Below are 26,614 nucleotides of genomic sequence, written 5' to 3' on the forward strand. Positions count from 1 at the left end.
ATTAAACACCTGCCCCATTCACAATCGACATCCTAGTCATTAATTTTGTTCTGATTACATCAAGGAACGCTGCCGCTAAAATAACAAGTCCTTTCACAATATTAATTGTAAAATATGATAAATTGAACAGATTCAATGTATTAAACAGTAGTGTAAAGAAAAACACACCAAACAAAGTCCATATTACCTTTCCTTTTCCGCCTGATAAGCTTGTTCCTCCAATAATCGCGGCCCCGACAATATCCATCATAATGTCTTCTCCCAACGTAGGCCGTCCCATACCCAATCTTGCGGAGTAAATTGCTGAACCTGCCGCTGCACAGAATCCACTCATTGCGTAACAGAATAGTGTTACTTTTTTTGTGGGAACTCCAGAAACAATACTTGCTACCTCATTTTCACCCGTCGCATATATCCATTTTCCAAGCACCATCTTTGCTAAAATAAAGTGTGCTGCCAATGCGATTACAACCACAAAAATAGCCGCATAAGGAATAAATCCCAGAGATTTTCTTCCAAATGCTGAAAAGCTTTCCGGCAATCCCATGATATTTCTCGACTGTGTAAGATAGATTGCAAATGACAGTAAAAACATCTGCGTTACTAATGTAACCATAAATGGAGGCATTTTGAATTTTGCAACAAAGAACCCATTAAATAATCCTATGAGAGTTCCGATTATCAACATAACACATATGCTGACAGGCACTGCAGCTGCACTGCCCGCAAGCGGCCCTCCATTTTCATTAATCAGCCATCCCCAAAGAGGCGTCCCCTCAAAAATTGCCGGATCGAAGGAACTACTCATCAAAGCTGTGCCTATTACGCTCGTTACCCCTATGATCGATACCTGGGACAAGTCAATACCACCAAGAAGCAATACAAAAGTCTGCCCAATCGCAATGACCAGCAACGGCCAAAGATTAGATAATAAATTTAGCAGGTTGCTTTTTGAAATAATTCTAGGTGCAAGAGGAATCACACAGACAAAGTAAATCAGACTCATAATCAATATAAAATATTCCGATAAGAATACCCCCTGTATTATTTGTTTTGCTGATTTCTTTTGTCTGTGTGTTTCAGATTTTAATGCACTCATAACATAACCTCCATTAATACCTTGGAGCCGCCGCAAAACAGAACGTTATACTGAATATTGCATACATTAAATATGCAATATCCGGTGAGAAAATTCTATTTTACGGCAGCTCCCGGCTTTTATTGTTCTCTTATAACATTTCCCCACATATCCATTCTTTTTTCCTTAAGATTGCCTTGTGTAAGTGCAAATCCCGGGTCTTCACGGATTTCATCCGGCTGTGTCTCACCTGCTTCAATCGCATCTAAGAGACCGCTGATTGCCAGGTCAGCCTCATTATATACATCCTGGACTCCTGTTCCTTCAATCATGCCTTCGTCAATAAGTTCTCCGGCTGTTGCATCTCCATCCAGGCCGCCCATAATTACATGGCCTTCTTCACCGACTTTCACCCACTTTCCTAATGGTTCAAGTACAGATTGAATAGTCGGGAACAGGAAATCGGAAGATGTAAATATGAAATCGACATCTGGAGTTGCCTGTACCGCACTTTGCAGATTTGCAAGTGCTGTTGCCGCATCCCATTCTGTAGGTACTTCAATTGCCTCGTTAAAGATTTCCGGTTTCTTTTCAATTGCAGTATAAAAGCCCTCTTTACGTGCAATTGCATTTGGATCTCCAAGATCTCCGACCATAATAAGAGGTGTCAGCTTTTCCCCGGTTTTATCAAATTTCTTTTCTGCTTCTTCGACCATATAGTCTACACAGGCTTCCGCAACTGTTGCATTGTCACAAACTACAGTGATATTTGCACCTTCATCACTTGTTGGCGGCCTGTTAAAAATAACAATGGGGATATCAGCATTATTTGCTTCCTTTGTAACTGCAACCGCTGTATCGCCATCTTTGGGGATTACAATAATTCCATCCACATCCTGCGTAATGACATCTTTTACTTGTTCCAGCTGTTTGTTGGCATCTCCCTGGCAATTTGTCTCAATTACCTTGATCCCCTGTTCTTCCAAAGTATCGACTATCGCCTCATGCGCCGCCACCCAGAATTCAGTCTCCAGATCCTCTGTGCAAAGTGCTATTGTCTTACTTCCGCCGTCATCGTTGCTGCTGGTACTGCTGGTGCCGCCCGAACTGCCGCCGGTGCTTTCTTCGCTTTTTTTATCGGCACATCCGACAAACATTGTTGCCAGCATTGTAAGTGCCAATAAAATACTTACACGTTTTTTCATAATCTTTTACCTCCATTTTTTATGATAATTTTCTATAGACTGAGTATAATAAATTCGAGGAATTTTCAAAAGGCAGATTTTTTTAGAAAGAGAATGTGGATTTTTTTAGAGATGTTCAGACAAGATTTGACCCCCATACAAAAAGGCTGCCCCAAAGGACAGCCCTGCCTGTATTACTACTGTTTTAAAAATATATCTTCCTTATGCCCTGTCTTGTTGTTCATTGTCCGCATCACAACAGCCGAATGCCGTCCAATATTCAGTACTATCTCTCCATCTATAACAAGATATTCATCAGGCTCTATTGTATATCCGTCCTCATAAGAGTATACTAGGCGCTCCATGCGCCCTATCACAGGAACTTCTGCCTGCCACACGGGAACTGTAATTTCCCTTAGGTCTTTACTGTTGTTCAAAATTACTACAATCTGTTCATCATCTTTAAACCTGCTATATGCCAGAATGTTCCGCTCCCAGAACAGCATCCTCAGCGATCCTGTTTTTATCGGCTTTTCGTTCGTGTGTATACTGATAAGTTTTTTATGAAACTCCAACATTTCTTTATCTTCATTCCCCCAAGGATATGTTCTGCGGTTGTCAGGATCAGTAAAGCCGCACAAGCTGACTTCATCTCCATAATATACTGCAGGTGCTCCTACCCAGGTCATCTGCATAACAACAGCGATTCTCATGACAGCCTTGTTCACGCCTTCTTCCGCTGCTTTATAACCTAGCTGCTGCACCCTCCCAACAATATGATTCGTACGGGTAAGAAAACGGGAATGGTCATGATTGGACAATTCATTCATCGCTGTTTGGAGTGACGGAGTAAGCATATTTGACATAAAATGGCTCATTATGTTTACAAAATTATCCGCATTCCCCCAAAGATCCATGCGCCGCTCATCACTATGCTTTTCCATGCCGGTTAGAAACCAGGTTACCGGCTCCATAAATGCATCATAATTCATGATACTATCCCATTCATCCCCATGCAGCCACTCTGTCGGGTCACCATAATGCTCGGCAAGGATCAGCGCGTCCGGATTTGCCTCTTTCACTTCTTTCCGGAAATGCTTCCAAAACAAGTGGTTATATTCGTTGCTGTAGCCTAAATCTGCCGCCACATCCAGCCGCCATCCATCTACATTAAAGGGCGGCGACACCCATTTTTTTGCAATATATATAATATAACTCACAAGCATTTTAGAATCTTCATAGTTGAGCTTCGGGAGTGTATCATGGCCCCACCAGCCTTCATACTCTGAATTGTAGGGCCATGCGGAGTCATTTTCATTATAAAAGTGAAAAAAACTGCGGAACGGGCTGTCCGCACTGACATATGCACCTTTTTCATAACTCTCCTGCTGCTCATAAATCCGCTCCCTGTCCAACCATTTATTGAAAGAGCCACAGTGATTAAATACTCCGTCCAAAATCACACGCATTCCACGACTATGCATCGCTTCCACCAACTTGATAAACAATGCATTACTTGCCTCCAGATTAATCCGGTCACCGGTTCTCTTCTGGTATTTAGTCGCGGTTATATTGTCTGTATCCGATTCAAAAAGAGTATCACCGCCATCTGCCACAATTCTTCCAAAATGTGGGTCAATGTAATCATAATCCTGAATATCATACTTATGGTTGGAGGGAGAAACAAACAGTGGATTAAAGTATATCACCTCTACCCCAAGTTCTTCCAGATAGTCCAGCTTATCCATAACCCCCTGCAGGTCCCCGCCATAAAACCGGTGGATATCTTGGACCGCGGGCGGGCTGCTCCAATCCTTTACTTTCTCACTTGGCTGTCCTATGTATATATATTCCCTGTCCTCCACATCATTTGCAGTATCACCATTATAAAAGCGGTCCACGAATATCTGATATATGACAGCACCCTTGGCCCAGTCAGGCGTGGAAAACCCCGGAACAATAGTAAAATCATATAATTTTATAATTTCTCCTGCTGCGCCGCAGCGGTTATAGTAACAGACTTCCGCTGCTTTCCGTATTTCAAAACAGTAGGAAAACGGCTCAGAGCTCAGCTGCCATTCTATTTCATAATAGTCAAACACACCCCTGGTGTATGACTTCTTCATTTGATATTTTCCGTTTTCAGCAAAAAGGTACACTTCATCTGTATCATCCTTAGCTGTTCGGAATTTAAGGCGTACCTTTTCATATTCTTCTGGCTCCGGAGGAAAGCGGTAGTCGGATGTTCCATCACAGAACAATGCGTCTTTATTCATAAAAATCTCCTTTGGGGCAAGCACTTTCCACATGGATAGTACTTGCCCCATTTTATTTATTCGCGCGAGCAACGAGCCAAGCGCAAATGCTTGCATTTCCATTTGGCGACTTCCGCGAGGGTCAAAGACTCCGCAGCCTGCTGCGCTGCAAGTTTGATGCCCCGTCAAGCTTGCAGCGAGGTCTTTGGCTCTTCAAACAGTGCTTCAAATTCGCTTCTGGTAATCTTTTCTTTCTCCAACAGCAACTGCGCACATGCTTCCAGAACAGAGTCATATTCTTTTAATATAGCCTTTGCTTTCACGTAACACTCGTCTATAATACGCTTTACTTCTTCGTCAATGGTACTCGCTATCTTTTCGCCATATCCTCTCGAAGTGTGACCAAAATCACGTCCTATAAACACTTCGTCACTGTCATTATCGTAGTTGATCAGACCAAGGCGCTCGGACATACCGAACTTCATAATCATGGAACGGGCAATCGCTGTAGCCTGCTTGATATCCTGGGAAGCCCCTGTTGTGATATCGTCAAATATCTCTTCCTCTGCAATCCGGCCGCCCAGTGAAACTGTAATCTCCTGGAGCATATGGCCTTTCGTATTGAACATATCGTCCTTCTCCGGCAGCGGCATGGTATATCCCCCCGCGGCCCCGGTGGGAACAATAGAAACACTGTACACAGGTCCCACATCCGGCAACACATGAAAGAGAATCGCGTGGCCGGATTCGTGATAAGCCGTAATCCTGCGTTCCTTCTCAGACACGATACGGCTTTTCTTCTCCGGCCCAATACCGACCTTTACAAATGCATGGCGGATATCCGCCTGCTCCAGATACACACGGCCTTCCTTTGCAGCTAAGATTGCCGCCTCATTTAAAAGGTTCTCCAAATCTGCCCCGGTAAATCCTGCTGTAGTCTGGGCAATCTGTTTTAAATCCACGTCATCGCCCAAGGGCTTATTCTTCGCATGTACTTTAAGAATTTCTTCCCTGCCGCCCACATCAGGCCTGCCTACAATCACATTTCTGTCAAATCGTCCCGGTCTTAAAATAGCCGGATCAAGAATATCTTTCCGGTTAGTTGCAGCCATAACGATAATGCCCTCATTGACTCCGAAACCGTCCATCTCTACAAGAAGCTGATTCAGAGTCTGCTCCCTTTCGTCGTGCCCTCCGCCGAGACCGCTTCCTCTGCGTCTGGCAACTGCATCAATTTCATCGATAAAAATAATACAGGGGGCATTTTTCTTTGCGTCCTGGAACAGGTCGCGGACACGTGAGGCTCCCACACCTACGAACATCTCTACAAAGTCCGAACCGGAGATACTAAAGAAAGGAACTCCCGCCTCGCCTGCAACAGCCTTTGCGAGCAGCGTCTTTCCGGTTCCCGGAGGCCCCTCTAGGAGTACGCCTTTAGGAATCCTGGCGCCAACCTGGATATATTTTTTAGGTGTTCTGAGGAAATCTACAATCTCCTCCAGTTCTTCCTTTTCTTCCTTCAAACCCGCCACATCCGCAAAGGTTACCTTTTTATCAGATTCCGTGCTCATCCTTGCGCGGCTCTTTCCAAAATTCATGGCCTTTGCGTTGGCTCCGCCTCCCTGGCGGTTCATAAGCATAAATATCAAGGTGACACCGAGAAGTGTGACAATCAGCGGTACCAAAAGCGAAGTAACCCACGAATCCTGTGGTACATTGCGCAGATCATAATCTATGTCATACTTGTCCAGAAGTGTCTCTATATCTTTTATATCCGATACATTTACCTGTTTTATTGTCTCACTGTCCTTCATCTTTGCAGTTATAATTCCGGTAGGAACCTCTTTATTTGGCCTTATTGTGACGTCCTCAACATTACTGTCCTGCACTTCCTGCACGAACCTTGGATACGTCATCTCCTGTTCCTTAATCTGCATCCTGTTGGTCAGCCAGAGCGCAAGGAAAATAATCAACATAAATGTCAGGAACGTGGCGCCTCCCGCGTTTTTATACTTCTTGTTGTTCAATGATGTTAGCTCCTTCCTGTTATACTCCTTCCACCACACCAATGTATGGCAGATTCCTGTACTTTTGAGCATAGTCCAGACCATAGCCGACTACAAACTCATCTGGTATTTCAAATCCTACGTAATCTACTTTTACGTCTTTTTCTCTTCTCTCAGGTTTATCCAGCAGTGTGCACAGCCCTAAGCTTTTGGGATGTCTCTGCCGCAAAACATCCATCAGATGATACAGGGTTCTTCCAGAATCAATGATATCCTCCACAATGAGAACATCTTTTCCCTCTATAGATTCGTCCAGATCCTTTGCAATACGTACGACGCCGCTGCTGGAAGTTCCATCCCCGTAGCTGCTGACGCTCATGAAATCCAGTGAAACCGGCGTTGTAATCCTTTTTGCCAGTTCACACATAAAAAAGGCGCCTCCCTTTAACACGCAGATTAAATGCACCTGCCTTCCTTCATAGTCTTTACTAATCTGCTTTCCAAGCGCTTCAATTTTCTCATCTACTTCTTTTTCTGATATTAACACCCTAATCTGTTCTGACATCTGTTCTTTTCCTCCGTCACTTTTATCTCCAGTATCTGATGCGTCTGCTGTGTTACCTGGTAAGCACTGCTCATCCGGTACCCGGGTATCCATACAATCTGCCCGGCCTCTGCAATCAGCGGAAGATTTCCCCTGTCTTTGGCAGGAATCTTCTCATTAATGAAATAAGACTTTATCTTCTGTCTTTTTCCAGCTTTATCAATTACAATACTGTCCTTGCTTTGTCTTGTTCTGACAATCAGGCTGCTTTTCATTATATCATAATCAAACCATTTCGTGTAGGCTTTTTGCGGTACTTGTTTTAACGAAAAATCTGCCGGCTTTTCCAGAATTCTACAACATATCGTCAAATTCAGCTCCGGTATTGTAGTAATCCCGGGAATTTTGAGCTCCCTGGGCAAAAAGCCTTCTTCCCATTTCTCTTTTCCTTTATTTAGCACAACTCCTTCGTATGTTCTGGCAGCCTTTACGGCATACGGAAGATCAAGGCGTCTGCCGGGCTGCTTTTCAAACAGCCCGGCCACAGCTTCCACATGGGACATAGTGATATTCTGCTCCTTTCCCGCTGCCTTTACAAGGCATGTTCTCACCAGCAGCTTCTGAATAACCGGATGCAGATTTTCAAACTCGGCTCCTTTGATACAAATAGCTCCTTTCGGTGTCTCCGACACACAAATCCTACAGGCCTCCGTTCTCTGTATCTCCATGTATTCCCAAACCTGGCGCATCTGAACCATTGCCTCATTCATATGACGCACGGCCTGGGAGTTCACCTGCTCTTCTAAAACCGGTATCACAAAATGCCGCAGGCGGTTTCTTGTGTAGTCATCCTCCTCGTTAGTCTCATCCTGACAGTAACCCTGTCCCTTTTCTGCCAGATAGGCTTCAATCTCTCTGCGGGTCAAACACAAAAGCGGCCGGATTACACTGCCATTTACCGGCCTTATCCCGCCAAGCCCCTTTAGCCCTGCTCCTCTCGCCAGATTCATAAGAAGTGTCTCTGCATTATCGTTTTGATGGTGGGCTGTGGCGATCTTCGTTCCCCTGTATTCTGTAAGTGCTTTCTCAAAGGCCTCTCTGCGGACGATACGTCCGGCCTCCTCAACAGATTGTTTCCTCTTTTTGGCAATTAATTCCACATCTTCGTGATAAACTGCACATTCTACCTGATGCTCTTCGCACAGCTTCCGTACGAACCCTTCGTCTCTTGCGGCAGTTTCCCCGCGTATACCGTGATTCACATGGACAGCTATAATTTCAATGTTCATATTTTTCTTTAATTCAAGAAGCGCAAAAAGCAGGCATACCGAATCTGCTCCTCCTGATATACCTGCGATTATCCTGTCTTTGTTCTCAATCATATGATATTTTTCAATATACTGTTCTATCTTCTTCATCATATGTCAACTATACCCAATTTTTCTGCTAAATTCAAGTAACAGTTCAATAAGGTATCAGTTGGTCTCCCATATTCCCACGGCCAGCACGGTCATATCGTCCATGGGCAGTTCCCCTGTCCAGTTGAGTACCTGTTCAAGTATGTGGTGTGCCATTTCTCTAGGATTGTTCATTACCGTTCCACGGATAATGGTTTCCAGGAGAATATCCTGTTCCCCCACAGGCAGCGCGTCCATAATTCCGTCCGTTACCATAATGACAAAATCCCCGTCCTTTAGCTGGCGTTTCACGGAATCTATTTCTATGGTATGCAGAACCCCGATAGGAAGACTTGTTGAGCTTAAATGCTCCACCTGGTCACCCCTTTTAATGAAAGTCGAGGAAGCACCTGCTTTAATCAGCTCACATACTCCGCTGTACAGATCAAATACACTCATATCAATGGTAGAAAAATGGATTTCCTCTCTGCCCATCACAAGAGTTGTGTTAATCATCTGAATTGCGGTTTTTTCCGGGAATCCAGCCTCCAGGAGCTCTTCTAAAAGTTCGATGACCAGTGTACTCTCCCGGCAGGCTTTTTCCCCCGATCCCATGCCGTCAGACAGTGCCACTCCCTGCCTTCCGCCGGGCAGTTCCATCATCATAAAATTATCCCCGGATATCTGGCTGCAGCCTTTGCCTATTCTTGCCACCCCCTGCAGGGTGTAAAAAGCCGGGCCCTCTATGCACACCACCGTAGTGTAGTCCTTTCCCAGCATTTGACCGTGTGCCCCGTCCAGTACAAACCGCCGTCCCATAATTTCTGATATACCGCGGACTAGCTCCTTTGTGGTGACACATTCGTTCTGTAATGCGCGGGCAGTAACATGCACCTCATATTTTCCCTCCGGATTCATAAAAAAATTTGTATACAGAACCCGGACCCCTTTTTGCTTCAGATGCGTACTGATTTTTTTCTCCAGGCGCTCGTCGGTAAACATGCTGTCCTCCAGCTCCTTCACCGTGCTGCGTATCATATCCGCAAATGTATCCATCTGTACGGCGCACCCTTCCCGGCTCTGGACAATGCGGTTAATCCACATCATATTCTGCCTTGCATCATGAAATGCCTCCAGCATCTCCCGCAAAAAACGGGGTGCCATAATACATCTCTGCTGCAGCTTCCTTTTTGTCTCTGTATTCAGTTCATTTCCATAATTGTCCACCGCCGATAGAATTTCATATCCCATCTGATACGTGTGGACAAAATTTTCTCCCCAGCACCAAGCACATTTCTCACAGTTGACACAGACCTTCTCTTTTACCCTGTCAAACATTGCTTCGATCTCTTCATTGCTGAGGGACTTTTTTTGTTCTTCCAGACCCAAAAAAGTATGAGACAACTGTTTCAGGGAATCCGCAAATTTTTCTATCTGAGCCACATAAGGGCTGGCGTGTAACGCTTGTCCATCATCCATGTTCATCTCTCCTGTCCTTTAACATAATAAAAGAACTCCAGAAAAAATCTTCTGGAGTTTATCTTTCGTAGTATATCCATGTACAGTATTTATCTGCACGCTTTTTACAGTGCTTTTATTTGGCCGGTTTAAATATAATCTCGCCCGGATCTACAAGTCCCAGCTTTTCCTCGGCCATTTCTTTTACATACTCATCTGTCTTGACATACTCTTTGTATTCTTCTATCTCTTTGGTGCGCTCTTTCTGCTCTTTAATCTGAGTTCTTAATTCTTCCTCCTGCTGCTTGTAGTCCTTATTCTTAGCCTGCAGTGTCAACGCATTCACTGACAGCACACATACCAGCAGCACCAATATAACAGTAATCACTGTCACACTTCGCTTGTGGCTGCCAAAGCCAGAACTCCGCCTGCGGTTTTTTGAACGCTGCGTTACCCCTTTTCTCTTATTTACCATATATACTCACCCTGCTTACTCTTTCATTAAACACCCCTGCTTAATAAGCTCATTCTATCGGCTTTTACCTTTTTTTTCAAGTCTTTTTAAAAATTTTTTATACATTCTTTTTGCAAGGGAAAGCATAAAATTTGCCAGAACGATTCCGCATACCACACCTAGTATAAAAAACCAGCGGATACTACCATATGTTGTTTTATACATTTGTCTGAATAAATATACACTCACTCCCACCCAGTAAAAAAAATCTTCCAGATTGATCACAACTATATGGTGCCTTATCAGATTCCTCAGTAATCTGAGTACACCATAGCTGAAAAATATAACAGCTCCGGACAGCCCCGCATAAAGAAATATAATCGCTTCTTTTCCAATTCCCAGCATCATAGGCGGACCTACTTAAACAGCTTCGTGAAGAAATTCTCATTCTGCCGTCCGGCCTGGTTCACACTGGAATACGCAATACTGTCAATATTCCCTGCCAGATCCACTTCTCCCTTTTCCACGCTCAGACGATTCACATGCAAATCCGTCCCTTTCACCATCAGCATTCCCTGTTCTGTTTCTAACAGGATTTCATTTAAATCGAAAGAAAGAACATCCAGGACTCCGGTAACCATACTTGTCTTTCTATTGTTTACAATCAATTTATGCGCTTTGGGCATCTGCCGCTCTTCCATATACTTGCTTTCCCCCTTCGCTTTATGCTTTTCTATATATATGACAAGTTATGGGAAAATATGAGGACAGAAAAAAATGTTCTATAGATATCTGAAGAGTTCTTTTGCCTCCTCTTTCTTAGTTGTGTCCTGAAGCTGAAGCACTTCCACTTTCACGTTCTTCGTTCCAAACTGTATTTCTATAATGTCTCCGGGTTTTACCTTCACCGATGCTTTTGCCGCAGTCCCATTCACAAGGACCCTGCCTGCATCACATGCCTCATTCGCCACTGTCCGTCTCTTAATCAGACGGGACACTTTTAAAAATTTGTCTAAACGCATTTTTCCCCTTTCCGTTGTACATTTCTATACAATTAAGCCATGCAGCTCGATTTTGCATAGATTAATTGTACGGCAAAGGAAGCACTTACAACGCTGACATTATAAGTGCTTCCTGCATATATTACTCTTTTATTGATTCTCCGCTTATTAAGCGTTCACTTCATCCTTCAGTGCCTTTCCGGCTTTGAATTTAGGAGCTTTGCATGCATCAATCTTCATTGTCTTTCCAGTCTGTGGATTTCTTCCTTCTCTTGCTGCTCTTTCACTCACTTCAAATGTTCCAAATCCTACTAACTGTACTTTATCACCTTTTTTCAACTGATCTGTTACTACGTCAGTAAAAGCTTTTAATGCTTTTTCGGAGTCTTTCTTGGAGATTTCGGCTTTCTCTGCAATAGCTGCTATTAACTCTGTTTTGTTCATGGATTATTTTCCTCCTCTTTATTGTACTAGAATACAATATTCTACAGTTTTAATAAAGGCTCTCATGTACTGGCGTTCACATGATTTACCCTTATGTACTGTTATAACTGTTTCCTTTATTTTTGTCAAGGATTTTTCCCGTTTTATCGCGCTTTGAAGCACTTTTTAGGATTTTTAAACAGCTTGTCCATATGTTACATCATCTTGTCGATCATTTCAAGGACTTCTTTTCCCATTTTTTTTGATTTATCGTCCGCATCTTGCAGGGATGTTCCTTTTACGCCGTAGTAGAACTTTACCTTCGGCTCGGTACCGGATGGTCTTACACAAACCCATGCATCATCTGCCAGATCATAGTACAGTACGTTGGAAACGGGCAGTCCAGTGGGGGTTACTTCCCCTGTTCCCATATTTTGGATGGTATTCTCTTTATAGTCTCTTGCCTTTACTACTTTGTACCCGGCAATCTCTGAAGGCGGATTTTTACGCAGCGTGTCCAGAATCTCCTGAATTTTGGCAAGGCCTTCGATTCCTTTTAGCGTAATGGACTGGATATCGTCTTTGTAGTATCCATAACGGTCGTACAGAGAAATGGCAGCATCCCACAGATTCATACCTTTTGCCCTGTAATAAGCTGCCGCCTCACACAAGGCCATAGTTGCAACAATTGCATCCTTATCTCTTGCATAGGTACCGATCAGACAACCATAGCTTTCCTCAAATCCAAATAAATATTCGCCTTTTCCACTTGTTTCGAATCCAAGTATCTGTTGCCCGATATACTTGAACCCGGTCAGCACTTCAATCAAACCTGCATTATAATATTTTGCAATTGCGTCTGCCATATTGGATGTCACAATCGTTTTAATCAGATATCCATCATCCGGCAGGCCTTTTAATTCTTTTCTCTGTCCGATTTCATAATCAGCCAGCAGACAGCCCGACACATTCCCCGTCAGTGTATGATATTCTCCATTCTTATCCTTTACACGTACACCCAGACGATCTGCATCGGGGTCCGTGGCAAGTACAATATCCGCATCAACTTCCTTTGCCAATTTCAGCCCCAGCTCAAAAGCTTCTGCAGCTTCCGGGTTGGGATAAGATACCGTGGGGAAGTCTCCATCCGGCAGTTCCTGCTCTTTTACTACAAACACATTTTCAAAACCAAGTTCCCTCAGAATCCGGCGGGCAGGGATATTGCCTGTCCCATGCAAAGGGCTGTACACAATCTTAATATCTTTTCCCACTGCATCAATGGCATCCTGGTGAAGTACCTGGCTTTTTAACTCCACAATGTAAGCGTCATCCACTTCGTCTCCTATGATTTCGTAAAGGCCTGCCGCTTTTGCTTCGTTAAGGCCCATAGTCTTCATAGTGGTGTAGTCATCCACTGCTTTCACCTCATCCATGATTCCCTTGTCATGAGGCGGAGTGATCTGTGCACCATCCTCCCAGTATACCTTATACCCGTTATATTCCGGAGGATTATGGCTGGCTGTAATGTTAATTCCCGCCGCGCATTTAAGATTTCTGACCGCAAATGACAGTTCAGGCGTCGGGCGGAGGGCTTCAAACACATAAGCCTTAATTCCGTTAGCCGCCAGGCACAGTGCCGCCTCATCGGCAAATTCCGGTGACATATGGCGGGAATCATAAGCTATCGCAACCCCTTTGCCGGTATTCCCACACTTTCTAATATAGTTTGCCAGTCCCTGGGTTGCCTTCCTAACTGTATAAATATTCATACGGTTAGTTCCCGCCCCAATGATGCCGCGCAAGCCTGCTGTGCCAAATTCCAGGTCTGTGTAAAAACGTTCCTTCACCTCCTGTTCATCTTCCCTGATACTTTCAAGCTCCGACTTTGTATCTGCGTCAAAATATGGGTTTGACAGCCATGACTCGTATCTTGCTTTATAATCCATGCTGTACCTCCTGCATTATTAGTATATTTTTTATTATACAACAGGAGGCTATAAAATAAAAGTGAATATATTCTCTAAAAACCGAAGTCTTTCCTCTGTCTGAGCTATGGTCATCTGAAGTTTTTTTACATTCTTTTCCGGAATCCATGCTTTGTTAGAGTGATAGTAAGTATTTGCTGTCTTCCAGAATTTCTCCGGATATGCAAGACAAAGTGCAATATACTCCAATTCCCCGGAATCCAGCGGCCTCACACTCTGATATGCATCCAGCATGGCTTTCCCCAGATTTTCCTGCCACTGATACTTTTCCATGACTTTTCTCAGAAAATAGTAGAGATCCTGTACCTGAACATCTACTCTAAAATGTTCAAAGTTTGTGGTGGCTATCCCCTTCTGTGTAAACAGGATATTGTGGTAATTATAGTCGCCGTGCACAAGGCTCTGATTTTCAATACTTTTCTGGTACAAATTGTCATATTCAGATTCCTCCAAGCGCTTTGTTACCCTCTCAGCCAAAGTATACATTTGTTGAAAATATTCCAGCAGGAGAAACTCAAAAGCGCCTTTAGAAACTCTGTTTCGCATAAATGTGCGCACCTTCTTTAATTCACGGTTATGACTGAGGAACTCTTCCCTCAAATGTCTGCCCACAGGAGGATGCATTCCTTTTGTGTCTTTAATGGCCTTCCATTTCATTTTGCTGTGCAGCTCGGCCAGATTTCTGCAGGCCTGCAAAATTTCATACTCCCGCTTCACATCACACTCTCTGCCGGAATACCATTTTTTCAGCATATATCTGGAGCCATCCCGCGATTCACTGATCAGGTTCCCTTCTTTATTAAAAATGGGAGTATCCACATGGAAACAGCCTTCCTCCTCCAAATTGTGAAGGACGGTATACAGTAAGGGCGCGCGTCTGTCTGAGACATCTGCCTCTTTCAACAGCATTGTACCCTCTTTTGCTTCGCAAAAAAACGCACCCCTTATTTTGCGGGTGCCCTTCACTTCGATCTCATATTGTTCCAGGACTTCTAATTCATACTCTCTCATGGCTGCCCCCTACTTTAAGCGATTCTAACTCTTTCTAATGTATGAAAGGGGCAGCCTGAGTATGCTAGATGCCTAGCTTTTCTTTTACATAACTACACAATTTATCTTTGTCATTCATCTCCGGTTCATCAATGACAAGTTCCAGAAGTTCATTTAACATATCTCCTATCTGCTTTCCTGGGCGCATCCCAAGCTGCAGCAGATCCTTTCCGCTGACAGAGAGCTGCCTGAGAGTCACCGCTTGGTCGCTTATCAATATCTCCTGATAGATTTCACGCATTTCCACGATGTTTTCAATCTTTTTTCTTCTCTGATAAGGACTCTGGGCTTTCACATCAGCCATCCGCACCGCCAGATAATAGGGGAACAGCTCCACACCAATTCTGTTCATGGCGCGCCGCACATTTCTGGGTGTAGCTTCAATCCGGTAATCATGGTAGCACACAAGCCTGGTCACCTTTTTGACAGTGTCATTATCAAACTTCAGACGCCTTAATATCTTCCGGGCAATCTCTTCACTGACAAGAGCATGCCCCTTGAAATGATCCACTCCTGACTCATCCGTTGTCTTCATCTGCGGTTTACCCATATCATGAAGCAGCATTGTAAGGCGAAGAATTTTATCCTTTTTCACATTTTTCATGGCGCAGAGAGTATGCCCTGCCACATCATATTTGTGATGAGGGGTATGCTGCTCCACACCAACCATCGCATCCCACTCCGGCAAAATTACCCGCGTAATACCCAACTCACAGGCATCCTGCATCAACTCAGGATGATCGGACATCAGCAGCTTCACCAATTCCACCTGAATGCGCTCCGCGCTAATGTTATTCAAAGTGGGTGCCAGCTTACGGACAGCATCCGCGGTTTCCCCTTCAATAGGAAATGACAGCTGGGCCGAAAATCGGACCGCCCGCAGAATTCGCAGTGCATCCTCCGAAAACCTCTCCATAGGATCTCCCACACATCTGATCAGATGATGATTCAGATCCTGCATCCCGCCGAAAACATCTACCAAGCGCACTTCATCATTGTAGGCCATGGCATTAATCGTAAAATCCCTGCGCTTCAGATCCTCCTCAAGATTCGCTGTAAAGGTTACCTCCTTCGGATGCCGGTTATCCTCATACAGACCGTCCACCCGGTAAGTCGTCACCTCAAAACCGTCCTTCCCGATCATTACAGTGACGGTGCCATGTTCAATTCCCGTATCCACAGTCCGCCGAAACAGACGCTTTACCTCCTCCGGCCTGGCTGAAGTAGTAATATCCCAGTCCTCCGGCTTACGGCAGAGAATAGAGTCACGCACGCATCCCCCCACCGCAAAAGCCTCATATCCATGCAGCTGCAGATTATTTATAATCATAATCACTTTTCTTGGCAACTCAATCTTCATCTATACTCTTCCTTTCAAAAGGGGTCTGACCCTTTTGCGAGCCATTTTCAGAATTGTTTTACAATTTCTTGCTCACGTTTTTGACAACTAAATATTATAACCTGTCTTTCCTGTTCACTCAACCACTTTAAAACAGATTTTAATCTTTTTTCGTCGTAATAAACAAATGCATCGTCCAGGATAATCGGCTGGGGTTCCTCACAGAGTAAATCCATAACTGCCATTCTGAGTGCAAAGTATACCTGCTCCATTGTGCCCCGGGATACCCGTTCCACAGGAATCCTCCGCCCATCCTTGTACAGTACCATACTTAACTGTTGATCTATCAGCAGCTTTGTGTACCTGCCTTCCGTTATCTGCTCCAGGATGCTTGACGCATTCTGGTTCAGTGTATCGCCAAATTTTCTGGCCATGCTTTGAGAAACCTCCTGCATTTTATCTTCTGCCAGCAGCAGCGCCTGCCGGGCAGTCTTTAATCTGGCTGCCTCTTCGGCCGATATCTCAAGTTCAGCCAGCTGTTCCCTAAGATTTTGAAGATTTACCTGCTTTTCCTTAAGCTCCGCCTGTATACGCTGTCTCTCCCACTGAAGCTTCTGAAGACTTTCCCGATAATCGCTCTTATCATTTTTCCTGTATTTTACAGCGCCCGCACAGAGAAATGCCAGACCGGCTGCCAACAGAATCCATGAAAACAGGGAAATGATTTCGCCAAAAAGCCCCGTCCCAACAGATGCAGCCGCAGTCAACACTCTCACTGCAAGACCTGCAATAAGGCCCGCACCTCCCGCTATAAATAGCTTTTTACACGCAATTTCTGTCCCTTTTAAACTTTTCGTTTCTAAGCCCTGTTCCCCTTGCGCACTTTTAAGTTTCTCATAGCTATATTCCAGTTCATTTTGTAACTTTTCTATATCACTTTCTATATACTGACTCTCCTGGCATACTGTATCTTTCTTCCGCTCCTGTTTATCCGCCAGCTGCTTCATTTCCTGCTCAACAGCTTTCCTACGCAGCCGAAGTGTATCTACTGCAGCACTAAGGTTTACGTCTCCGCTTCCTGTCTCATAAAGATTTGCGGCATAATTTTTTAACGCTTCCGCCAGACCACTTCCCGGTTTTGCCGTAAGCTGCCCGATGGCCACTGTGTTTTCAAAAGATTCGCTGGTTATCTGTCCCAACAGCATCTCCAAGTCTCCGTCTTCTAAAGACAGTTCCTCACCATCATCCTCACACACCAGGCTTGCCCCTCTGGAATACCTGTCAAACTGCCGCTCCAACCGGAAGTTTTTCCCGCCGCTGACAAAACGCATGACACCCGCATAATAATTCGGATTATCCCAAGGCTCATAACGGCTGAATTCATCATTTAATGCAGCCCGTCCCCTCCCTCTCTCCATCCCGAAAAGCATGGCCTTTATAAATTCATAAATCGTAGTTTTCCCATATTCGTTTTCACCATAAAAAATATGAATACCCTTCTTTATGAAGAAATGCCGATCTGAAAACTTGCCGAAATTTTTCAGATATAATTCTGTGATTTCCATATTTTTCTCTCCGTCCTCATCACAGGCGGCTGTCCAGAAGTGCCTGGACTCCCTCCTGCAAGGCCTGATACTCCACACTGCCCGCTTCGCATCCCCGAAATACTTCTATGTATTGTCCTATCAGATTATTTTTATTCTCGGCATATAATAACTGATAATCATAAGCCGGCCTGGTTCCATCCACAATCTCCAGTATATTCCCATACATATCCATATGCCCGGTCTCAAACTCCACAGCCGGATCCCGAAGTCCGCGGAGAATAAACTTATACATATTTTCTATGCCGCGCTTCTTTATGACATCTTTAATATAATCTTTCAGACTCCCGTTTGTCGTGGACTCATCTATATGTAGTGTCAGATGAATGTACTCTCTGCGGGCAAAGGGGATAAACTTTACAAAAGTTCCCCTTTCTGTGATTTCTCCTCGTACGTACCCGTGCTGTCCCGTGTCATTTTTGTCCACCGGCTCCAGGGCTCCGGCATAGACTGCCAGATTTTCCACCAGCACCTGGGGTTTGTGTATATGCCCCATTGCAATATAGTCAAACCCAGTGCACTCCAACAATTCTTTTTTCACAGGTATATGCCGTTCGTCACCTCCATGCGCCAGCAAAATTTCACAAGGATATCTCCCCGGTGCCTTTATATGATATCTTTCCTCATGTATCTCTCTGGTATGGTAACTGAACCCGTACACCGCCAGATTCATCTGAGCCAGCTCTACATACTGCATGTTCTCTTCCAATAATGGATGCACATTGCCGCTCCAACAAAATGTCCTGTAATAGGAATCCTTCTTTACGTAATCATGATTGCCGGCAATGAAAACAACCTGAGTATGTGACAGCGTGGAAAACAGGTAATTTACCTCTTTCAGTTCGCGCAGCAGAGGCTGCCTGTGGAATAAATCACCGGCAATCAGTAAAACATCAGTTTTCTCCTGTTCACATAATGCTATTATGTGCGAAAAAGCATCCCATAGCTCCCTAGTGCGCTTTTCGCTGTATGCCTCCCCGGCATCCGGCTTTGCCCCCAAATGTACATCGGCAATGTGAATAAACTCCATAAGCTCCTCCATGCACAAAGAGGACGTAACCCTCTCCCTGACAGTTACATCCTCAAATCTATCTATTTGGCGAGAACCAAACAACGAAAAAACTGTAAGTTTTCGTACTTGGTTCTGAATAGTTATATTATTCGCTACAATTCACAGTTATTCACTGTTCTTGGGAATGGTATAACGTCGCGGATATTAGACATACCGGTCAGATACATGACACACCGCTCAAAGCCAAGTCCAAAGCCTGCATGCCGGGTAGAGCCATATTTTCTGAGATCCAGATAAAACTTGTAGTCTTCCTCATTCAGATGCATTTCCTTCATCCGGTTAAGAAGTTTCTCATAGTTGTCTTCCCTCTGGCTTCCGCCTATAATCTCACCTATACCAGGCACGAGACAATCCACTGCCGCAACTGTCTTCCCGTCATCATTGAGTTTCATGTAAAACGCTTTAATTTCTTTTGGATAATCTGTCACAAATACAGGGCGCTTATATATCTTTTCCGTCAGGTAACGTTCATGCTCTGTCTGCAAGTCTGTTCCCCAGGTGACCTTGTACTCAAACTTGTCATTATTCTTCTCGAGGAGCTCTACTGCCTCTGTATAAGACACTCTTGCAAAATCTGAAGTCACTACATTCTGAAGCCTGTCAAGAAGACCCTTGTCCACAAATGAATTAAAGAAATTCATCTCCTCGGCTGCATTCTCAATAACATAGGAAATCACATACTTCAGCATAGCCTCCGCCAGATCCATGTCGTCGTTTAAATCTGCAAAGGCAATCTCAGGCTCAATCATCCAGAACTCTGCCGCGTGCCGTGTTGTGTTGGAGTTTTCCGCACGAAAAGTGGGACCAAAAGTATAGATACTTCTAAATGCCTGTGCAAATGTCTCTCCATTGAGCTGACCGCTTACAGTCAAATTGGTCTCCTTGCTGAAAAAGTCCTGAGCGTAATCCACTGTGCCATCTGAATTCTTGGGCAGATTTTCCATGTCAAGAGTAGTTACCCGAAACATCTCTCCCGCGCCTTCGCAATCACTTCCTGTTATCAGTGGAGTATGAACATAAACGAACCCTCTTTCCTGAAAAAACTGATGAATCGCATATGCGGTCAATGAACGAACACGGAATACTGCCTGAAATGTATTGGTTCTGGGGCGCAAGTGTGAAATTGTTCTGAGATACTCGAAACTGTGCCGTTTCTTTTGCAGCGGATAGTCAGGTGCTGATGTTCCTTCTACCACAACATCATCTGCCTGAATCTCAAATGGCTGCTTTGCCTGCGGGGTGGCAACCAGAGTTCCCGTAACAATCACAGCCGCCCCCACATTCTGCTTTGATATCTCTTCAAAATTTACCATCTTATCATGATAAACAATCTGCAGTGTTTCAAAGTAGGAGCCGTCATTTAAGACAATGAATCCAAAAGTTTTAGAATCACGTATACTGCGAATCCAGCCCCCTACTGTCACTTTCTTATCCAAATACTCTTCTCTGTTCTTAAACAATTCCCGAATTGTTATTAGGTCCATTATAAATACTCCTCATCTTATATGTTTAACTTACAATGTTCTTATTATAACACCGCATCCGCCTGAAATACAATCCCGTTCTGTCTGCGCGCCTCATCAACCACACGTGCAGTATCCAGAGAATACTCCCTGTAAGGATGCCTGGTGCATTTTTCACTTATTAATCTCGCAAACTCCCGAAGCTCATATACCATATTATTGTCGGCCGGTGTGTATGAAATCTTCTCCCGGCTCCCGTCTCTGTAAATTATTTCTACAGATTGCGGTTTCGCAACGCCTTCTATAAGAATGCTTCCCTCTTCCCCGAGGAATATACTGGGATTTACCGAATCCGTTATCTTCGAATAGATTGCCTCTGCCATCATATCGTGATACTGCATTAAAACTACTCCACTACCCTCAAACCCATTTTTTAATTTTGTAGAAAAAGCTTTTATTTCTTCCGGCATTCCCAGCAGTCTTACAAGTGTGTGTATACAATATACTCCAATATCCATGATTGCCGCATTGGAAAGTTCAGGGTTAAATGCATTCAGTACCTCCCCCTGACGGAATCTGTTATAACGCGAGGAATACTGACAGTACTCCAACGTTACCCTGCGCAGTTTACCAATTTTGCGCAGATGTTCCTTCACCAGATCAAATGCAGGATCAAAATCGGGTCTCATCGCTTCCAAAAGAACCACTTCATTTTTTTGCGCACACCGAAACATTTCAGAAGCTTCTTTTTCATTTACTGCCATAATCTTTTCACACAATACATGCTTCTTATATTCCATCGCCTTCAAGGCCTGGGGACAGTGAGCATACGTTGGTGTCGCAATATATACGGCATCAATATCCGACTGCAGAAACTCTTCATAATCTGTATAAACGTTCGCAATATTGTGTTTGCCTGCAAAAGTATCTCCTGTCTCCTGTTTTCTGGAATATACAGCGTGGACAGCCACCTCGGGCACCTGACCGGCTGCCTCTGTCAGCCAGTCACTAATAAAATTTGTTCCTACAACTCCTAATTTCAGTTTTTTCTACCTCCTATATCAAATACTAGGTGCTTTTATACAATCTGAAACTTCTCATCTTCCTCCAGCATCACCACTGTGCAGTCATTGACATAAGTACATTCCGGCAGGATAATGAGAGCCTTAAGTTCATCCACATGTGCCGGTAAAGGTGCAAGATGCCAGATGGCTGTATTGATCTTTACCATAACTCCCTTTGGAACAACAAATGCTTTAGTCAGGGTTGTAACCGGAACACCTGCCGATGCAGGAGCAACATGAAGAATCATATCATCATTCAATGGAAGTATTATTTCCGGTGTCGTAGTATGATATTCAACTTGTTCAATAACCATTTCTTTCGGTTTTTTTACAAGGATAGGCGAAAATCCAACCCTTGTTCCATAAGATTCACTGAGCCTGTCGGGGAAAAATCTGTGGTGTTCTCCGTTCAGTGAATATCCTTCGGGCTCTGTCATAGAGTAAAATGCCCCAAATGGAGCGAATCCCTCATGTGTAAGTTCTTCTGTTTTAATTTTAAGCATCTTGGCTGCCTCCCTTTATATGTCTTATGATTTATATGTTATACATGTCTCAATGTATTTATTGTAACAACCCGGGTTCAAAAAATCAATAAGCAAACATATAGTATTGACAGCTTGCATTCCCCATTTCTTCATGCTATACTACAAACTGTCCAAAAGTCCGCAAAACCAAGGTCCATAGGGCTAATCAAACCGAGTGTTCGTGACCTTCCACTCGTAAAACAAAACTAAAGGAGATAACAAAATGAAAGAATCAAGAAACAACAAAGTGCTCTTTATGGCACAAGCAGCTATGATTGCTGCCATCTACATGGTGCTTACTCTCCTGTTCGCACCTTTCAGCTACGGAGAAGTGCAGGTCCGTATTTCCGAGGCACTGACCATCCTTCCGGTATTCACACCGGCCGCAATCCCTGGTTTATTTATTGGGTGCCTTCTCAGCAACATCCTTGGAGGCATGGCTTTGCCAGATATTATTTTTGGAAGTCTCGCCACTTTAATTGGTGCTTTCTTTACCTGGCAGCTTCGCCATAAAAATAAGTTTTTGGCACCGCTCCCGCCCATTGTATCCAATATGATTATTGTACCGTTTATTCTTCGCTATGCATATCAGGTGCCTTTGCCAATCCCTTTCATGATGCTGACCATCGGTATTGGAGAAGTAATTTCGTGCGGAGTACTGGGAATGCTTTTATACACTGCACTGAATAAATACAGGCGTACTATTTTCAGAATATCATGATATTAAATCTCTAATCTCATACTTTTGCAAATAGAAAAAAACCTATATGCCGGCACTCTCGTCCAACAAGCTGTCAGCATATAAGGTTCTTTTTTATTTTACATATCCGATAAACGTATTCCCGCTTCCTGCCGCCATGGCCGCCATATCATTGACACTGGCCGTATGTTCCTCCCCACTGTCCGGGTCCACGTAAGTCACATCTGTTGTGCTGTATCCTGTCAGAAGTATTGCATGGCTGGCATCTGTCAGTGCAATTACAGGAAGTCCTTTGTTAATTACATAGAGCACCTGATCCAGTGTGCATCCCGTCAGATCAACCTTCCTCGCATGGTACTGTTTCATCTGCTCCTCACACGCTTCAAAAGATGTCTGTCCGTCGGATTTTTTAAATACCTGTGTATCCGTATAATAAACCAGATCCCGATTCCCTTTTTCCCAAATGTACGATTGTTCAGAAGAAATCACTACACCAGATACTTGTTCTGCTTTTTGAATCGCATAAGCCGCCTTGTCATAAATCCCCGTCAGCTCGCCCATTCCATACACATAGTATTTATCAGATTTTACCTTATCGTCAAATGCAATTGTGACTGGTTCCTTCAGCTTGACCTGCTTCGGCCTGAGCATTTTAGGAGACTGGTCGGAAATGCCGTCCGCATACTGCAATTTCATCTGCTTTTCTTTTAAATCCGTAGTATAGGATTCCAGAGAAATGTTATTTTCTGCACGCTGTGCATTATTGCTGATATAATCCTGCGCCGTACCCGTATAAGTTTCTCCCGACTTTATCACCCGGTTCAATGTAACTAGGTTATCCTCCACGAGAATATCTGAAATGTATGTTCCTTCTACAGAGTAAGTCTTCACAACCTCATTTTTACTGTCTCTGATTTCCAGCTCATACATAGGCAGAACATCTTCGCCGGCCACTGTTTTCCCCTTGTCACCGGCTCTCTGACGGCCATAAATAAAGTCATTATTTACAAAACCAAGAGGCCTTACAGATTCCTCTGCCTTTGCTTGCAGAAACCTTTCTTTTCCTGTTTTTAGGTTAAGAACTACAATTTTTTGGGCATTTTCCAGAGTGCCCTCTGCTTGATAAGCAAGCAGATGCCCATCCTCAGATGCCGTGTACTGGCCTTCTTTCAGATCCTTAGCCAACACCTCCTGCTCATTCTTTTCCAGATCTGTCTGGTACAATGTTCCCCCTGCCAGAACATAAAGCATCTCCCTGTCATGGCTATAGTAAACCATCTTACCTAGTACGTCCTCGGCAATAACAAATGATTTGTTACTCGGAATAAATGCCTTTTCCTCTACAGCATTTTTTTCGATATCAAAATAGTAGACCTCTGCACCCACTCTGCCCTCATTTACTCCCCTGTTCATATAGCCATAGACAGCAAATATGGTACTTCCATCCGCATCCATACTGATGATTCTGACTGCATGCTGGTCATAGCGACTGCGCACATCATGTCCTTCTTTGTTTGCAAAACTAAACACAAGAGATAATTCATCTGTTTCTTTATTGTAAGTCCATAAATCTCTCTCCTGAACGAAAGACACGATTGTTCCATCTTTATTTGTCTCATATGGTACATCTGCCGGCGCTATGCCGAGCAATATTCCAGTTTCGTCCAACACTTTTTTATTTCCATTAAAAATCTGATTCATAGTTCGGTTATAATCTAGAAGATAAATTTCATCCCCGCTGTGCCTTACACGGAAAAACTCCTTGATATTATAAGTTTCCACCTCATCCTGGTCACCTGCACAGCTCACCTGATACTTTGCAAGCAGAGATGTATAAACACTGTTGCTCTCCTTGATACTCCACTCCACGTCACCAGATATCTTCGGTGCCAGATCTCCCCATGTAACCTGTGAGCTGTCCGAATGGATATTCACTGTCTGATAAGTAGTATTGTCGCCCTCCTCGTTTGTTTCCAGATATTCAGCCAGTTCAGGGGCATTCTTCTTGTCAAATGTCTTAGAATGAAAGTTATCTGCAAAATCCAGGCATGCCTTCACGGCAAGATCATCCGGTCTTTCAACCCGGGTATAAAAATATATTTCTTGCTTTTCAGTTTCTAGGATTACCTTTAAGACAGCTTCAGAGACATTTTCTTCCAGTGCACGGTTTAAGTCCAGCTTAACAGGTGAAGTCTCAAGATCCTTAACCTCTCCCTTATCATAAATTTTTTCTCCATCCAAAGAATATACTTCATACTGAATCGAGCGGATATCATTTTCATCCTGTTCCACTGCCATTTGTAGGGTTCCATTATCCTCCAGCGGTGTAATTGTATCCCTCATGGCAGTAATGTCCATATCATCCACATATCCTGCCAGCATATTTACATTTTTTCCTGCCAACATAAAAGAGATTCTGGGCAGCGTGGGGTCGCCAAGATCTACCGTCACATCATCCGTTCCCCTGTTTGTAGCCAGACTGCTGACGATAACTGCAATGAAAAATACACCCGCCAGGACCCCAGCCTTTATCAACCTTTTCTTTTTCATTTATCTGTCCCCTTTAAACTTATCATCCGCAGCGGTAACTTTTGGCTCCCCTCAGCCTTAAGCTCCACTGCATTACCTCCTTTTATCCTGATACAATAATTTCCCCAATGTAGGCCCTGCCTGTAAAAATGTTTCACACTCCTGGATTTTCCGTCTTGCCGCCACAGAGTTTTTCTCGGTTTTTACAGCTCGGAGTAAAATATTTTTCGGTGTATGCTCCATATCAATAAATTCTAATACCTTAGTATCGTACCCTTGAGATTCAAGATATTTTGCACGCAGACCATCTGTAACCAGTGCTGCAAACCGTTCTTTCAGCAATCCATACTCCATAACCGGAGCCAGAACATCACTGGCAATCTGTGCGTTTAACTCATGCTGACAGCAGGGCACCGAAAGGATCACCTTCGCATTCCAGCCAATTGCCTTTGCCAGTGCATAATCTGTGGCCGTATCACAGGCATGAAGGGTCACCACCATATCCACAGCCTGCACATCTTCATAGTCTGCTATGTCTCCCACCAAAAAGGTCAGCTTTTCATATCCGTACTTTCCAGCCAGCTCATTACAATGTGAAATGACTTCCCTTTTCAAATCAAGACCAATGATACGTATGTCATACTGTTTCAGCTCATGAAGGTAATAATACATTGCAAATGTCAGATATGACTTTCCGCAGCCAAAATCTAAAATCGTCAGCTCCCTTCCCCTTTCAAGCTGGGGCAGAATGTCTTCAATAAATTCCAAAAAACGGTTAATCTGCCTAAACTTGTCAAACCGGGATCTCACAATTTTTCCCTCAGAAGTCATCACTCCCAGATCCTGAAGGAAAGGAACCGCCGCACCCTCCTGTAAAATATACTTTTTACTGCGGTTATGGGAAAGCTCTACCTCCTTCAAGGTCTCTTTGCGATGCTTCTTTTGAATGGTCACCTTCCCCTTTTTGCTTATAAGCACCGTGTAGTTTGCATCTCTCATCTCTATTTGCATCTGCCGGAAATTATCCATATAGTCCAGAATTCGCTTTGATGCATCCTCAGCAACAAGGTTTTCATGAAATGCCTGCGTCTTTGTAAAAGACTCCACATGAAAGTACAGCTTGCCTTTCTTTTCAACCGGTCTCACTTTAATCTTTAAAATCCCCTCCTTCGTTCGGGGATTGCTGATAATCCCCTGAACAAGACTTATATTTAAAATCTGATTTAGCAGTTCTTGTAACCTTTCCATAAGATACCTCTCAAAACATCTTCTTCATCCTTTTTCTAATTGTAAAGCAAAATGCCCAAAGGCGCAAGAATCAGTTCCCGATTAAATACCCTTACAATCGCTTAGGAGGACAGAAATATTTCTGTCCTCCTAAATAGTATCATAAGTTCTCGGAATTTCCAGCCTTCATTTTTCAAGGCTTTCCATCCCTTTATTTTAAAAATCACCCACCTTTTTTGCCGAAAACACTTGACAAA

General features: G+C 43.8%; 23 protein-coding genes. 1 reads left to right on the top strand and 22 read right to left on the bottom strand.

The features are described 5' to 3' along the window. Position 1: 1 nt before the first annotated feature. The 20 genes from EDD59_RS10490 to EDD59_RS10585 form a co-directional block, all read right to left on the bottom strand. Positions 2 to 1,099 (bottom strand): ABC transporter permease, encoded by a 1,098-nt coding sequence (locus tag EDD59_RS10490; RefSeq protein ID WP_132381603.1) that lies wholly within the window; start codon positions 1,097 to 1,099, stop codon positions 2 to 4. Between the two features lie 119 nt (positions 1,100 to 1,218). After that, positions 1,219 to 2,283, bottom strand: a complete 1,065-nt coding sequence (locus tag EDD59_RS10495; protein ID WP_132381605.1) for a sugar ABC transporter substrate-binding protein — start codon at positions 2,281 to 2,283, stop codon at positions 1,219 to 1,221. A gap of 176 nt (positions 2,284 to 2,459) precedes the next feature. After that, positions 2,460 to 4,538, bottom strand: a complete 2,079-nt coding sequence (locus EDD59_RS10500) for a glycoside hydrolase family 13 protein (protein WP_132381607.1) — start codon at positions 4,536 to 4,538, stop codon at positions 2,460 to 2,462. A gap of 164 nt (positions 4,539 to 4,702) precedes the next feature. Continuing rightward, complete coding sequence (ftsH, locus tag EDD59_RS10505; RefSeq protein WP_132381609.1) at positions 4,703 to 6,544, bottom strand: ATP-dependent zinc metalloprotease FtsH; 1,842 nt, start codon at positions 6,542 to 6,544, stop codon at positions 4,703 to 4,705. A gap of 19 nt (positions 6,545 to 6,563) precedes the next feature. Next, a complete protein-coding gene (gene hpt / locus EDD59_RS10510) occupies positions 6,564 to 7,088 on the bottom strand; it encodes a hypoxanthine phosphoribosyltransferase (RefSeq protein ID WP_132381611.1) in 525 nt (174 codons plus the stop codon). Then, positions 7,064 to 8,449, bottom strand: a complete 1,386-nt coding sequence (gene tilS, locus EDD59_RS10515) for a tRNA lysidine(34) synthetase TilS (protein WP_243117399.1) — start codon at positions 8,447 to 8,449, stop codon at positions 7,064 to 7,066. The genes hpt and tilS overlap by 25 nt, the downstream gene beginning before the upstream one ends. A 93-nt stretch (positions 8,450 to 8,542) precedes the next feature. Further along, the gene (locus EDD59_RS10520; RefSeq protein WP_132381613.1) at positions 8,543 to 9,943 is read right to left on the bottom strand and encodes a SpoIIE family protein phosphatase; all 1,401 of its coding nucleotides are present in this window, start codon (positions 9,941 to 9,943) and stop codon (positions 8,543 to 8,545) included. 115 nt (positions 9,944 to 10,058) lie between these two features. Beyond that, a complete protein-coding gene (locus tag EDD59_RS10525) occupies positions 10,059 to 10,397 on the bottom strand; it encodes an FtsB family cell division protein (protein WP_132381615.1) in 339 nt (112 codons plus the stop codon). 54 nt (positions 10,398 to 10,451) lie between these two features. Beyond that, the gene (yabQ, locus tag EDD59_RS10530; protein WP_132381617.1) at positions 10,452 to 10,784 is read right to left on the bottom strand and encodes a spore cortex biosynthesis protein YabQ; all 333 of its coding nucleotides are present in this window, start codon (positions 10,782 to 10,784) and stop codon (positions 10,452 to 10,454) included. An 8-nt stretch (positions 10,785 to 10,792) separates the two neighbouring features. Next, positions 10,793 to 11,077, bottom strand: a complete 285-nt coding sequence (yabP, locus tag EDD59_RS10535; protein ID WP_132381619.1) for a sporulation protein YabP — start codon at positions 11,075 to 11,077, stop codon at positions 10,793 to 10,795. Positions 11,078 to 11,158: 81 nt separating this feature from the next. Then, entirely contained in the window at positions 11,159 to 11,398 is a 240-nt protein-coding gene (locus tag EDD59_RS10540) for an RNA-binding S4 domain-containing protein (protein WP_132381621.1), read from the bottom strand. A gap of 147 nt (positions 11,399 to 11,545) precedes the next feature. Next, the gene (locus EDD59_RS10545; protein ID WP_089983893.1) at positions 11,546 to 11,821 is read right to left on the bottom strand and encodes a non-specific DNA-binding protein Hbs; all 276 of its coding nucleotides are present in this window, start codon (positions 11,819 to 11,821) and stop codon (positions 11,546 to 11,548) included. Positions 11,822 to 12,015: 194 nt separating this feature from the next. Then, positions 12,016 to 13,746: a phospho-sugar mutase gene (locus tag EDD59_RS10550; RefSeq protein WP_132381623.1), complete on the bottom strand. Its 1,731-nt coding sequence runs from the start codon at positions 13,744 to 13,746 to the stop codon at positions 12,016 to 12,018. Positions 13,747 to 13,794: 48 nt separating this feature from the next. Further along, on the bottom strand, positions 13,795 to 14,796 hold the full coding sequence (locus EDD59_RS10555) for a CotS family spore coat protein (protein ID WP_132381625.1): 1,002 nt from the start codon (positions 14,794 to 14,796) through the stop codon (positions 13,795 to 13,797). A gap of 64 nt (positions 14,797 to 14,860) precedes the next feature. After that, a complete protein-coding gene (locus EDD59_RS10560) occupies positions 14,861 to 16,195 on the bottom strand; it encodes a CCA tRNA nucleotidyltransferase (protein WP_132381627.1) in 1,335 nt (444 codons plus the stop codon). A gap of 47 nt (positions 16,196 to 16,242) precedes the next feature. Continuing rightward, positions 16,243 to 17,739: an ATP-binding protein gene (locus tag EDD59_RS10565; RefSeq protein ID WP_132381629.1), complete on the bottom strand. Its 1,497-nt coding sequence runs from the start codon at positions 17,737 to 17,739 to the stop codon at positions 16,243 to 16,245. 19 nt (positions 17,740 to 17,758) lie between these two features. Then, positions 17,759 to 18,808 (bottom strand): metallophosphoesterase family protein, encoded by a 1,050-nt coding sequence (locus EDD59_RS10570; protein ID WP_132381631.1) that lies wholly within the window; start codon positions 18,806 to 18,808, stop codon positions 17,759 to 17,761. A gap of 134 nt (positions 18,809 to 18,942) precedes the next feature. Beyond that, complete coding sequence (gene asnS, locus EDD59_RS10575; RefSeq protein ID WP_132381633.1) at positions 18,943 to 20,334, bottom strand: asparagine--tRNA ligase; 1,392 nt, start codon at positions 20,332 to 20,334, stop codon at positions 18,943 to 18,945. Positions 20,335 to 20,378: 44 nt separating this feature from the next. Beyond that, positions 20,379 to 21,356: a Gfo/Idh/MocA family protein gene (locus EDD59_RS10580; RefSeq protein WP_132381635.1), complete on the bottom strand. Its 978-nt coding sequence runs from the start codon at positions 21,354 to 21,356 to the stop codon at positions 20,379 to 20,381. Between the two features lie 35 nt (positions 21,357 to 21,391). Further along, the gene (locus EDD59_RS10585) at positions 21,392 to 21,880 is read right to left on the bottom strand and encodes an ureidoglycolate lyase (RefSeq protein ID WP_132381637.1); all 489 of its coding nucleotides are present in this window, start codon (positions 21,878 to 21,880) and stop codon (positions 21,392 to 21,394) included. A gap of 244 nt (positions 21,881 to 22,124) precedes the next feature. Between EDD59_RS10585 and EDD59_RS10590 the strand changes: the two genes are divergently transcribed. Continuing rightward, positions 22,125 to 22,622, top strand: coding sequence for a QueT transporter family protein (locus EDD59_RS10590; RefSeq protein WP_132381639.1), 498 nt, complete (start codon positions 22,125 to 22,127; stop codon positions 22,620 to 22,622). 93 nt (positions 22,623 to 22,715) lie between these two features. On the opposite strand, the gene EDD59_RS10595 is transcribed toward EDD59_RS10590, so the two are convergent. Further along, positions 22,716 to 25,151, bottom strand: coding sequence for a C39 family peptidase (locus tag EDD59_RS10595; protein WP_132381641.1), 2,436 nt, complete (start codon positions 25,149 to 25,151; stop codon positions 22,716 to 22,718). A 72-nt stretch (positions 25,152 to 25,223) separates the two neighbouring features. Next, positions 25,224 to 26,378: a class I SAM-dependent methyltransferase gene (locus tag EDD59_RS10600; RefSeq protein ID WP_132381643.1), complete on the bottom strand. Its 1,155-nt coding sequence runs from the start codon at positions 26,376 to 26,378 to the stop codon at positions 25,224 to 25,226. Positions 26,379 to 26,614: the final 236 nt, after the last annotated feature.

This window comes from Muricomes intestini (assembly GCF_004346165.1).
GTDB lineage: Bacteria > Bacillota > Clostridia > Lachnospirales > Lachnospiraceae > Muricomes > Muricomes intestini.